Source organism: Microbacterium panaciterrae, assembly GCF_039541635.1.
GTDB lineage: Bacteria > Actinomycetota > Actinomycetes > Actinomycetales > Microbacteriaceae > Microbacterium > Microbacterium panaciterrae.
Window position 1 is genome coordinate 58460 of record NZ_BAABGP010000026.1, and the last position, 12001, is coordinate 70460.

Annotated in this window: 5 protein-coding genes; 3 read left to right on the forward strand and 2 right to left on the reverse strand. The window is 72.2% G+C overall.

Features of this window, described 5'->3' with window-relative positions:
- Nucleotides 1-13: 13 nt before the first annotated feature.
- The gene (locus tag ABD882_RS18060; protein WP_345188859.1) at nt 14-5899 is read right to left on the reverse strand and encodes a toxin TcdB middle/N-terminal domain-containing protein; all 5886 of its coding nucleotides are present in this window, start codon (nt 5897-5899) and stop codon (nt 14-16) included.
- Between the two features lie 28 nt (nt 5900-5927).
- Entirely contained in the window at nt 5928-9194 is a 3267-nt protein-coding gene (locus ABD882_RS18065; RefSeq protein ID WP_345188860.1) for a Tc toxin subunit A-related protein, read from the reverse strand.
- A gap of 145 nt (nt 9195-9339) precedes the next feature.
- On the opposite strand from ABD882_RS18065, the gene ABD882_RS18070 reads away from it, so the two are divergent.
- The 3 genes from ABD882_RS18070 to ABD882_RS18080 are packed head-to-tail and all read left to right on the forward strand — an operon-like array spanning nt 9340 to nt 11994.
- Nucleotides 9340-9942, forward strand: a complete 603-nt coding sequence (locus ABD882_RS18070) for an RNA polymerase sigma factor (RefSeq protein ID WP_345188861.1) — start codon at nt 9340-9342, stop codon at nt 9940-9942.
- Complete coding sequence (locus tag ABD882_RS18075) at nt 9939-10415, forward strand: hypothetical protein (RefSeq protein WP_345188862.1); 477 nt, start codon at nt 9939-9941, stop codon at nt 10413-10415. Before ABD882_RS18070 ends, ABD882_RS18075 begins: the two co-directional genes overlap by 4 nt.
- 13 nt (nt 10416-10428) lie before the next feature.
- Nucleotides 10429-11994, forward strand: coding sequence for a S8 family peptidase (locus ABD882_RS18080; RefSeq protein ID WP_345188863.1), 1566 nt, complete (start codon nt 10429-10431; stop codon nt 11992-11994).
- Nucleotides 11995-12001: the final 7 nt, after the last annotated feature.

Genomic DNA, 12001 nt, shown 5'->3' on the forward strand with positions numbered 1-12001 from the left:
GAAATCGGACGGATCAGAAATCGGACTTGATGAAGTTGAACGGGCCGAGGTCGACGTTGTGCGTGCGCACGTACTGCTGGATGTCGTCGAAGAACCCGGCGCCGCCGGCTGCGGTGAGATCGACGATCGCGGTCTGCACGGCGTACATGCCCGCGTAGGGGGCGAACGCCCCGGCGAGGTGAGGCGCCGCGGCGGAGACGAAGCGTCCCGCGGCCTCCGTGCCGAGCTTGCTCGCGACGCCGCTCGCCGTGTTGATCTCCGAGGCGGGCCCGGTGAGGCCGCCGGCGGGCGCGGCGGCACCCGGCGCGCTCGCCGCCGATCCGCCCTGCGCCGGGGTCTGGAACTGCTGCTGCAGATCCTGCTGGAAGCTGGTCTTGGGGGCGACCATGCCGCTCACCGCACCGACCGCGGCGCCGATCACCAGGCCGATCACGGCGCCGACCAGCACCTTCTCCATGATGTCGCCGATGCCCTTGTTCTTGCCGCCCGCGAACCCGGCGGCAAATCCCATCGCGGCGCCGTTGATCGCGCCTGCGACACCGCCGGTGACGGCGCCGCAGAGGATCGTTCCGCTGGTGAGGCCGATTCCGCCCGCGACCGCGACGCCCGCGAAGGCGGCGCCGAACGCGGCCCAGCCGCCCACCGCGCCGCCGACCACGATCCCGAGGAAGACGTCGCCGGCGTCTCCGCCTGCGCGCGCCGCGGCGATCCCGCCGATCACCCCTCCGGCTGCGATCCCGATCATCGTCGCCGCGAACACCGCACCCCAGGTGATGCTGAGCCCGCCGACGGTGAGCGCGGCCGCTCCCGGGGCGGCGATCCCGAATGTGAAGACGCTCACGATCACGGCGACCGCGATGATCGCGATCGTCGCGACGACCGCGGCGAAGATCTTCCAGAAGTTCCGGCCCGAGGGATCCACGAACGACGTCGGGTTGTCGCGGCAGTAGGCGTAGAGGTTCCAAGCGAGCGGATCGTCGACGTCGGCGATCATCGAGTCGGGGGAGAGGAACCGGCCGAGCTGCGGGGCGTACCACCGGGCGCCGAGCAGCACCAGCCCGGGTCCGTCCTCGGTGGCGAGCCCCGTCGCGAACCCCTGCGCGACGGCGCCGCCGCTGCGCGACAGCACGGCGCCGAACGGTCCGTAGGCGACGGATGCCGCGACCGCGCCGGCGGCGTCGGTGGCCAGCACCACCGAGCCCAGATGGTCGGTGTGCAGCCACATCCGCACCCCGGCCTTCTCGGTCGCGACGATCCCCTCGCCGTCGCTGAACTGCAGCACCACGACGCCGTCCTCGACGCGCAGCAGCCGGTCCGGGCTCAGCACCAGGCTCGTCGCGCCCCCCGGGGACGTGCGCCGGCGGACGGCCAGGCGGCCGGCGTGGTCGTAGGTGTAGTCCTCGGTGACGCCGTCGGCGCGCGCGAGGCGGCGCAGCCGGCCCTCGGCATCGGAGGTGTGCACACCCCACGGCGCCGTGGCGAGGTGTCCGCGGTCGTCGTAGCCGTAGGCGTCGGCCCCCACCGAGGTGAGCAGCGTCGCCGCCGCACCCGCGCCGCCGTATCCGTAGGCGCCTCCGCCGGCACCGTCGGAGGCGAGGTTCCCCGCCGCGTCGTAGGCGTACGCGTAGGTGTGCCCGGATCCGGTCGCGCCGGTGAGCCGGTGCAGTCCGTCGTAGGCGTACGTCCACGCGAGAGCCGGATCGGGGGAGGCGATCTGGAGCAGGTCGCCGGCCGGGTCGTGCGTGTACGCGACGTCGCGCAGGGTCCCGCCTGGTGCGTGCACGGCGGACGCGGAGAGCCATCCGGTGTGCGGATCGAACGCGTCCTCGGTGGTGACGCCGTTCGCGTAGGACGTGCGGATCCGGCGGCCGCTGTCGTCGTAGTCGATCGCGGTGATCACGCCGTCGATCGCGGCGAGCCGGCCCGCGACGTCGTAGTGGTAGCCGATCGTCGTGCCGTCCGGATAGGCGATCGAGGTGACGAGGTCGTCCGAGCGGTAGGCGAGCTGGAGCGTGAGCGGCGCGCCCCCGGCGGGGGTGACGGTCTTGCGGGCCAGGTTTCCGCGCAGGTCGTAGTCGAAGACGGTCGTGCCGGTCTCGTCGTCGACGCGCACGAGCCTCCCGCCGTCGGTGTGGGAACCCGCATCCGCGGGCGTCGCCCCATTGTCGTGGTAGACGTACTGCACCACGGGTGCGTCGACGGCGGTGTCGTGGCGCACGGCGACCGTGCGCCCGCCGAGGTCGAATGTGCGGAAGACGCGATGCGCCCCGCTGCGCGACTCGACCGGATTGTTCGCCGCATCCAGGACGGCGATCTGCTCGGATTCGGGGCGACGGATCCGCACCGTGCGCCCGAGCAGATCCCGGGTGAACTCGGTCCGGTTGCCCACTGGGTCGACCTCGGCGGACACCGCCCCCTTGGCGTCGATTTCGAAGGCCGAGGCGATCCAGTCGGCTCCAAGCAGCTGCTCGATCCGCACCACGTGGCCGGCCGGGTCGAGATGGCGGCGGGTCCGGGCGCCGGACGCGTCGGTGTCCTCGACCATCCCGGGGCTGTACGCGACGGTGGCGGTCGAGCCGTCCGGCCGCACCGTGCGGATCGCCCGGCCCAGCGCGTCGTACTGCACCGCGGTGTGCGGCTCGCCGGAGGCGGGTGCCACCCAAGGCCCGGTCACCCGCCGCGGCAGGAACGTGCGCACAGGCAGCCCCCGTGCGCCGAACTGCGTGGCGGCATCGGCCACCTCGCCCTGCGCGTCGGTGCGCCGCCGTTCGACGATGCGTCCGTCGCCGTCGAGGAACTGCCGCTCCACGCTCGGCGCGTCGCCGGCACCGGCCGCCCGATGCGCGGTGACGACGAGCGGGATCGAGGCCGTGCTGTAGTCGAACGCCACGGTCGGAGCGGCCGCGCTGTCGCCTTCCTCGATCGTCGCGACGGTGCGCGCGAGCGCGTCGTACACGGCGGCGCTGCGGGCGCCGGACGGGTGCCGGACCGCCGTCGGACGGTACGTGCGCAGGTCGAACTCGGCGGTCACCACATTGCCGAGCGCATCGACGCTGCGGACGGGGTAGCACCCGCTGGGATCGAACGCGATCGTCGCGACCCCGCCGAGCGGCCCGGTGACGGTGCCCTGCACGACGCCCCCCGCGTCCGTCCGTGCGTACGCGGCGAGCCGCACCCACCAGCCGGAGTCCCCGCTCACCTGGTGATATCCGAGCGCCGCGAAGTCGGGCATCTCCGCGCCGTACACGTCGGCCGCGGTGGCGGCGGTGAACGCGAGCGCCATCCGCTCGGTGACCAGGCCCTGCGCGCCGATCTGCCCCGCAGGCAGCCCGTCGTACCGGATCCGCAGGTCGGAGAGGACCGTGCCGGATCCGTCCTGCTGCAGGATCCGGGAGACCCGCTGGCGATATCTGCCGGTCGGGTCCACCGCGTACTCGGTCTGGGTGTGCAGCTCCCCGGTCTGCGCGGCACCGGCGAACGAGCGCTCCCGCGCCTCGATGACGTTGCCGTCGGCGTCGAAGGCGAGCTGTGCGGTCTGGATCGTCGAGACCGGATCGGCGGCACCCTCGAACACGCTCTTGACGGAGCCGGCCAGCCGGGGCACCACCGTGCCGTCGGGGCCGTCGACGACCTGCCAGGACTGCTCGAACCGGTCGAAGAGGATGCCTGTGGGTGCCGGATCGAGGCCGCGCCGGTCGATCCGGCGGATGCGCCCGCGGATCGCGCGGGCGCGGATCCGCTCGGCGCGGGTCACCGGCTCGGCCCCCGCGTCGGTCAGGCCGACGTGGAAGCGGTGCTCGGTCACCAGGGTCGCGACGTCCGCGTCGCCCCGCTCGGTCGTCGTCACGCGGCCGAACCCGCACACCTCGCGCAGCACGCCGTCGTAGCGCCCGTCGTGGTACGCGTACTGCGTCTGCGCGACCGGTCCGCTCACGGCATCCGTCACCGTCGTTCCGGTGACCACCGGCAGCACCAGCGGAAGCCGGGTGCTCCAGGGCGTGCCGGCGGAACGGTCCCGCTCCGCCTCCAGGGCGGAGGTGGTCCACCGGATCTCGGTGCGGCGCCCCACGCCGTTGTCGATCGACGCCAGGAGCCCGGGATGCACCCCGCCGCAGGGATCGACGGCGAACCAGCGAGCCCGACCCGAAGGCAGGGTCGCCGTCCAGGCGACGGCGGGCGCACCGGTGCCGAGCACATCGGCGATCCGCACGTCGCTCATCCCGCCCGTGGGCAGGTGCGCGATGGTCCGCGGCGGCGCGAAGCCGTCGCCCGCGCGGTTCGGCCACCAGGTGAGGACCCCCGCCGCGAGGTGCAGCACGTCGGCGCAGCCGTCGCCGTCGAGATCGACGACGAGCACGTCGGCGGGGTTCGTGTCGAACGGCAGCACGGGCGCATCGGCCATCGTGACGGCGGGCGCGAACACCCCGTAGCCCAGGTAGGGCCAGTAGCGCACGCCCGCGCCGTCGACGCGCACCAGATCCGGCGTGCCGTCTCCGGTCATGTCAGCGCAGAACACGCGCGGGTCGGCGAGGTCGGTGGGCGGCCCGTCCGGAGTCGAGGGCACGACCAGCGGCTTCTCGCTCCAGCCCGTCTCGGTGCGCGAGGCGATCAGCAGCGCGGTGCCCGTGCTCCACAGCAGATCCGGCAGGCCGTCGCCGTCGAGATCGCCCAGGCGGACGGAGGCCGCCCCCAGCGCGACCGTCGGCGCCTGCGACCACGAGCGCGGAACGCCGAACCCGTCCGCGGTGCGCGGCTGATAGCCCGCGAGCGGCAGATCGGAGCGCACCACATCCGCGAGGCCGTCGCCGTCGATGTCCACGAGCGCGGCCCGAGCGTCCGGTGCCGACAGCGCCGGCACCGTGCCGACCCCGACCGGGCGCCCCCAGCTGCCGCCGCGATTGGGCCACACGCGGGCGGTGCCGCCGGTCCCGAACTCGATGATGTCCGCCAGCCCGTCGCCGGTCCAGTCCACGAGCTCCACGCGGCCGCCGCCCAGCGCGGGAGGCGTGGCACCCGCATCGATCGCCGGCACCGCCTGCAGCCGGGGCGCAGTGGGCGTCGTGTACCCGAAGGTCAGCGGCGGAGCATCCAGTGAGGATCCGTCGGCGGCGAATCCGCTCATCGTCACGGACGCGAGCTGCGACGCCCCGTTCGGCTCACCCTGCCGATAGCCGAGCGTCCAGCGCCGCACGAGCGGGTGCGCGTCGCCGGGCAGGCGCAGCTCGATCCCGGCGCAGCGCTCCGCTGTCTCCAGCAGGAATCCGCCGCGTCCCCAGCGCAGCCGGTCGGGCCGTGGTTCGTACGCGAACGCGACCGTGAACGGGCCGTAGGCGACCGTGTCGAGGTAGCGCTGCGCCCTGTCGGCACGCCAGCCGAACACGCTCGCCTCTCCCACGTTGTCCTCGATGCGCTCCAGCAGCCACGCCCACGGCGCACCTCCTGCCCCCGGGATCCTCGCCTCAGGGGCGGTGCCGAGGGTGAACCGGGTCCCGGCCCGGTCGGTCGCGACGAACCCGTCGCCCGCGACGGTGAGCGTCCAGTCCCCGGTGGCCACCTGCGGGGTGAGCGTGCCATCGGCGCGGCGGACCAGCGGGCCGGATCCTTCCAGCACCAGGGTGTCGCTGTCGTCGTAATGCGGCCGGCCGATCATCGTCGAGCGCACGATGCGCGGCAGGGCCAGCGTCCATCCCGCGCCGAACGGACCGTTGGCGCTGGCCGAGTCGTATCGCAGGGTGAGCTTGGGTCCGCAGTCGTTCGGACCGTTCGGCACCTCGAGGGGCACGGTGAGGGTGCCGGTTCCGGTGCTCAGATCCGGCGAGAACGTCTCGCCCAGGCCGGCGGCGGATCCCCCTCCCGGCAGCGACGGCGTCTGGCTGGCGAACCCGATGTCCACGCTCATGGCGACTCCTCGTTCCGCTCGTGCCCGCTCACGCCCGCGGCGTGAACGAGTAGCTCAGGATCAGGGCGATGTTGTCGATGTCGTCGAGGGCGAGCGCGCCGTTGTGCACGCGTCCCGGGTTGTCGGCCGCGGCGAGTGCGATCCGATAGCCGCCGAACGCGCTCTGTCCGGTGACGGCGGCGGCCAGCGCCGTCGCGTCGACGGATCCGTCGGCCGCGGTGGTGACCTTCACGGGTGCCGCTCCCGGTGCGGTGACGGTCAGCACGAGGCCGCCCGCCCCGGTCGCCGGGGTGGCGCTCGCGACCAGGCTCAGCCCGGTGAGGACCGGGAGCGTCTCCGTCGCGGAGAAGTCGATGCGGTCGAGCGAGACGTCGAGCACCCCGGTGCCGTAGAAGGCGAAGAACGCGTCGGCGAACACCCAGCGCAACGGGAAGGGACGCGTGCGGTCGTTCGCGCCGGGACGGGAGGCGAGCTCCTGCAGCACCGTCGCCTTCAGGTCGGGATCGAACCGCGCCGTGTAGGTGAAGGTCAGCCGCACGTCGATCAGGCTCGCGAACTGCAGTTCGTTGGCGTCCTTCGGGAACTCCAGGGTCCAGGAGGATGCCACACCCGCGCCTTCGAACACCCGCATCCGGCGGGCGTCCGGGTGATCCACCAGGGCGTCGCGCCGGACGTCGAAGTCCGAGAGCACGAGCGTCTCGCCCGTCTGCACCCGGTGCTTGACGCCGGACCCGGCGCTGGCCGGCACCCGGTACTGCGAGATGCCCGCGTTCGTGAGCGTGCCGCTGAGACCCCGGGACGGGACGATCCCGTCGACGGCCACCTCGACCGCCTCGATGCGTCCGGCGTACGTGCCCGGGTAGCGCAGATCGAAGTCGTCGAGGCCGGTCTGGAACTGGATCCGTCCGGTGCGGCGCAGCTGCGTCTCGAACAGGAACGGATACCGCTCGGCGAGCGAGATCGTCTGAGCGATCGGCTGCGGCTTCGGCGCGGTGGAGGTCACGAGGTCGTACGTGAACGACTGGATGTCGGCCATCAGGCTGTCGCTGGCGAGCAGTCCGTGCACCTCGTCCGCCGAGTAGTCGGGCCGGATGACGGTCATCACGACATCGTTCTCGAAGTCGTACGCCCGCTGCATGCGCTTGGCGACGTCGAGCGCCATGGTGAGGTAGCGCCCCGAGATCTGGTTCATCCGGTCACCGAGCGCGTTCCACACATCCGGCGTGAACCGCTGGTCGTCGAACGCGGCGAGCAGCTGCTGGGCATTGGCGACGCGGACGGCGGCGGCGTTCGCCTGGGCCTGCGTGGCGAGGGCCCGGGCCTGCGCGGCCGCGACCTCCTTGTCGGCCTGGGCGGCGGCGGCATCCAGCTCTCCCGCCTGCCGGTTCATGGTGTCGATCTCGTAGTCGCGCTGCTGCCGCGCCGAGGTGAGCCCCTCGGCCGCCGCGAGCGTGCCGCGATCCCCGTCGATCGAGTAGCCGCCCTGCATCATGCGGTCGGCGAGCGCGTTCAGCTGGCCGGCGTCGCCGTCCTCGCCGCCCGAGAGCTGCTGCGACAGTGCCTGGTGCATCGTCCAGTCCCAGGACTTCGACGTGTACTCGGCGGCGTTCGCGCGCGCATCTTGCGCCCGCAGAGAAGCCACTGACTTCGCCGCCTGGTAGGCGCCTACCTCGGCGTTCGCCGCGTCCACGGCGCGCTGGGCCGCCTGCCGCTCCGCCGCGGACTGGCTGACGTTCTGGGTCAGCTGCGTGCGGGTGAGGGTGCCGGAGTCGGCCTTCTCCCAGAACGACATCGAGTCGCGTTCGGCGCCGATCGCGAGCTGGCAGAAGTTCACCGCCACGGACTGCAGGTAGTCGAACGTCCAGATCGGCACCTGCTGCGCCCAGTGGCCCCAGAAGTCGAGTCCGCCGGCGATCTTGGCGAGGCGGGACTGGATGTCGAAGAGCACCGCGGTGATCGCCGGGCTCGCCGTGATCGCGGACGGGTTCGACAGCTGCGAGATCGCCTGGCGCGCCTGATCGGCGGCGGGGGTGAGCGGGGCCAGCGTGTACAGCTGACCGGCGGGAGCCGTGCCGTCGACCGTGAGCACGTTCTCGTAGACGGGCAGGGCGGAGGCGGGATCGTCGGCCCGGAACAGCGAGTCGCCCCAGTCGAGGTACAGCGTCGCGAGGCGGGCCCACACGTAGGGCGCTTCGACGGCGGCGTTCAGGTAGGCGTAGGAGGCGGCCTTCAGATACCACGACTCCGCGGTCGCCCACTGGCCGATCGCGTGATAGCACTCGGCCAGGCCCAGGGTGGTCTCGTAGTACCAGGAGTGCGCGAGGCCCGCGGCCACGTCGGCCGCCTTCTCCGGGGCGATGAGCACATCGGGGAGCACGGCGAGGCCGACGCGCGACGCGTACAGGCCGTCGATGAGCTTCGCGGGATCCGGCGCGGATCCCTCCGACCAGACGATCGACTGTGCGACATCTCCGACGGGGAACGCGTAGGTGCGCTGGGCGACGGTCAGAGCGGGCGGGATGGCGACCGCTACCGGGTCGGCCGGCATGCGCAGGCCGGCGTCGAGCAGGCCGGTCGCGAAGCTGCGGGCGGACAGGAGGGGTCCAGCGGCCGAGAGGCCCTCGGCGAGGTTAAGGGCGGGAGCGATCCGGATCCCGGTGTTCAGTGCATCGGCGACGGGCGAGATTCCGCGCCCCGGGATCGGCGCAGGGCCCGCGGGTGCAGGAGCACCCGGGGCGGGCGCCGCGGGCGTCTCGACGCTCTTGATCTGCGCGATCAGGTCGGGTGCTTCAGCGCTCGCCCGCTGCAGGAAGAACGCCGACGACTTGGCGCTGCCGCCCGCCGCGAGGGTCTGGGACAGACGGTAGTCGGCGACGGCCGCGGTCTGCGCAGCACCGGTGGCGGCACTGAGCAGGCCGTAGACCGGTGCGTCGACGACGACGGTCTCGCGGGGGCGCACCCCGTCCAGGCCCTGCTCCACGGGGAGCACGTTGAGCCACTCCGCCGCGTACGAGAAGAGCGGCTTCGACAGGTCGAGCGCGTCCACGATGCTGTTCTTGTACTGGGTCAGCGGGAACAGCTGCCCCCAGATCAGCTGACGCGCCTGCGTGTATTCGTCGATCGACGACGTGTACCTGCGCGCCCGGTAGTCGTCGGCGGCGGACACGAGGAGGTTCTCGATCGCCGCGAGGGTCGCGACGTCCTGATCGCCGGTGCCGCCGGCGATCGCCGCGGTCAGCACCGCGTGCGAGCGTCGGAACGTGTAGGCGAGATCGAGCGCATATGAAGTGGACACTGGAAGCCTCCCGAAAGTGATCGTCACGGGGGAAGAGGCCGCTGCGGTCGCTCAGATACACGAGGACGGGGTGTGATCGTCGAGGAAATCCGATGTATCAGGCGGGCTCTATCGCCCTCTCCTCGATGTGGACACAATTGACCGTATGGCGCTGGGGACCGACATCCCGGTCGAGTTCACGGAGCCCGCGCGCTGGGAGCGCGCGGGCTCCCTCTTCGTGCGCTGGCGCGACGGCGATGCCCGTGCCATGGACGATCTCGTCCGGCTGATGACGCCCTCGCTCTGGCACGTCGTGCGCGCGTACGGGCTGGATGCCGCGCTCGCGCAGGACGTCGTGCAGACGACGTGGCTGACGCTGGTGCGCCGGCACGAATCGATCCTCGACCCTCAGGCGATCTCGGGGTGGCTGATGGTGTGCGCGCGCCGCGAGGCGTGGCGCGTCGGACGGGGGCACCGCCGCGCCGAGGCGACGGATGCGGACGTGCTCGAGGTCCAGCTCGCCCCGCACGAATCGGCCGAGCAGAGCGCGGCGACGCATGACACCTCCCGCCGCCTCTGGCTCGCGGTCGGCAGGCTCGACGAGCGCTGCCAGAGGCTGCTGCGGGTCGTCGCGTTCGAGGAGCGTCCGGACTATGCCCGCATCGCCGAGGACCTCGGGATGCCGATCGGGTCGATCGGCCCGACGCGTCAGCGCTGTCTGGGCAAGCTGCGCGCCCTGCTCGAGGGCGACGGATGGGGAGAATCATGATCCGGGAGAACGAGGGCCGAGATCCGGATGCCGTGCTTTTCGCGCGGCTCCGGGGGCTGTGGCAGGAGAAGGATCCGATGCCGGCCGATCTCGTCGACCGGATGGTCGCGGCGGTCGCCGTCGCCGACCTCTCCCGGGAATACACCCTGCTCACCCTCGTCGAGGCGTCGACGCTCGCCGTCGTCCGCGGCGAGACCGATACCGCGACGCTGCAGTTCAGCGACGGCGAGACCAGCGTGCTGCTGCACATCACCGCGACCGAAGACGGATCCCGGCGGGTCGACGGATGGGTGGACGCCGAGGCGCTGGCCATCCGCATCGGGCAGGAAGGGCGGGAATGGGCGGCCGAGGCAGGCGAGCACGGACGCTTCGAGTTCGCATCGATCCCCCCGGGCATGTCCCGGCTGCGCATCGTGGTCAGGACCGGCGACGGTGAGCAGCACGAATTCCAGACACCCCAGTTCGAAGTGTGAGTGAGGAGCGGCCATGAGCGATCGAGGCGATGAGCGCGGGGGAAAGCCCGACGAGGGCACGCCCGAGGAGTGGAGGACCGTCCCGCGGTTCGCTCTGCTCGACCCCGCGGGCGAGGAACCGGGAACCGTGTTTCCGACCCTGTACGTCGCCGACGAGCTCCTGATCCACCCCGGCGAGGCGCACGCCGACGCGCTCAAGAATCTGCAGGCGCTGGCCGGCAGCGCGGGTTGGTCGGTCGCCTCCGATGACCGCGACCAGCCGGCCGAGAGCCCGCGCGACGCCGAGGGGCGTGCGGGTGCTGGGCGATCCCGAGGGGTGAGCACCTCCGTACGGATCCGCCTCGGCGTGGCGGCCGATCAGGAGCGCATCGCCGCGACACCCGACGCGTGGGCGGTGCTGCGACAGGCGCGCAGGACCGAGTGGGGGCAGCGCGGGATCAGCCTCAACCACGTCCTGACGACCGATCCGTTCACGGCGAACCCGTTCACGGCGAACCCCTTCACCGCGAACCCCTTCACCGCCAACCCGTTCACGGCCAATCCCTTCACCGCGAACCCGTTCACGGCGAACGCGGGGACGGTGGGCATCGCGAGCTACGGGGCGATCGGATCCGGCGGCCGGCAGCCGGTGACCTTCGTGGGGCCGGCTCCGCGTCGCAGCCATCCCGACGAGACCCCTCCGATCGTCGCGATCCTCGACACGGGCTGCGGGCAGCATCCCTGGCTGACCGACGCCGTGATCGAACCCCGGCTGCGCACCGGCGAGCCCATCGGAATCGAACCGTCGTCGCCGACCGATCCGGAGCGCGAACCCTCGCTCGGCGAACCGCTGGACGGTCTCTTCGACGACGCCGCCGGGCATGGCACCTTCATCGCGGGGATCGTCCGCCAGGAGTGCCCCGACGCGATGATCCTGCCCGTGCGGGTCGCCGACGGCCACGGCGTGATCCTGGAGAACGACCTGATCGGGGCGCTGGGGCGGCTCATCGCGTTCATGGACGACGTCGTCCTCGAAAAGGAGCGCGGCGGTTCCCAGGTCCGGGTGCTGAACCTGTCGTTCAGCTTCTATCACGAGGTCCCGGGTGACACGAGCACCCTCTCCGAGCTGCGCGTGCTCCTCGACGAGATCCGGGCGCGCGGCTGCGTCGTCGTCTGCTCGGCCGGCAACGAGGCGACGTCGAGGCCGACCTACCCGGCGGCCATCCCCGCGGACGACCCCGGTCGTCAGGTGTCGGTCGGGGCGCTCAACCCGTCCGATCGCTCGGTCGCGCTGTTCTCGAACATCGGGGAATGGGTCGAGGTGTACGCCCCCGGCGTCTCCGTGGTCTCGACCGTGCCCGTCGTCTTCGACGGCGGCCTCCAGGCTGGCACCAGGGACGATGCGGGCGGGCACTGCCGCCAGACGCTTGACCTCGATGACTTCCGCGGTGGTTTCGGCGTGTGGAGCGGCACCTCCTTCGCCGCTCCCGTCGCCGCCGGCCGGATCGCGGCGCAGCTCGTGGCGGGCGCGGATCCCGATACGGCGAAGGCGACCGTGGTGAGCGATCTTCACGCCGAGGACCTCTCGCGCCGGGAGTGAGGAGCGG

Bases quoted from the DNA above. Each gene is read 5' to 3' on its own strand.
- ABD882_RS18060 (WP_345188859.1), bottom strand. From the start codon at position 5,899: ATGAGCGTGGACATCGGGTTCGCCAGCCAGACGCCGTCGCTGCCGGGA.
- ABD882_RS18070 (WP_345188861.1), top strand. From the start codon at position 9,340: ATGGCGCTGGGGACCGACATCCCGGTCGAGTTCACGGAGCCCGCGCGC.
- ABD882_RS18075 (WP_345188862.1), top strand. From the start codon at position 9,939: ATGATCCGGGAGAACGAGGGCCGAGATCCGGATGCCGTGCTTTTCGCG.
- ABD882_RS18080 (WP_345188863.1), top strand. From the start codon at position 10,429: ATGAGCGATCGAGGCGATGAGCGCGGGGGAAAGCCCGACGAGGGCACG.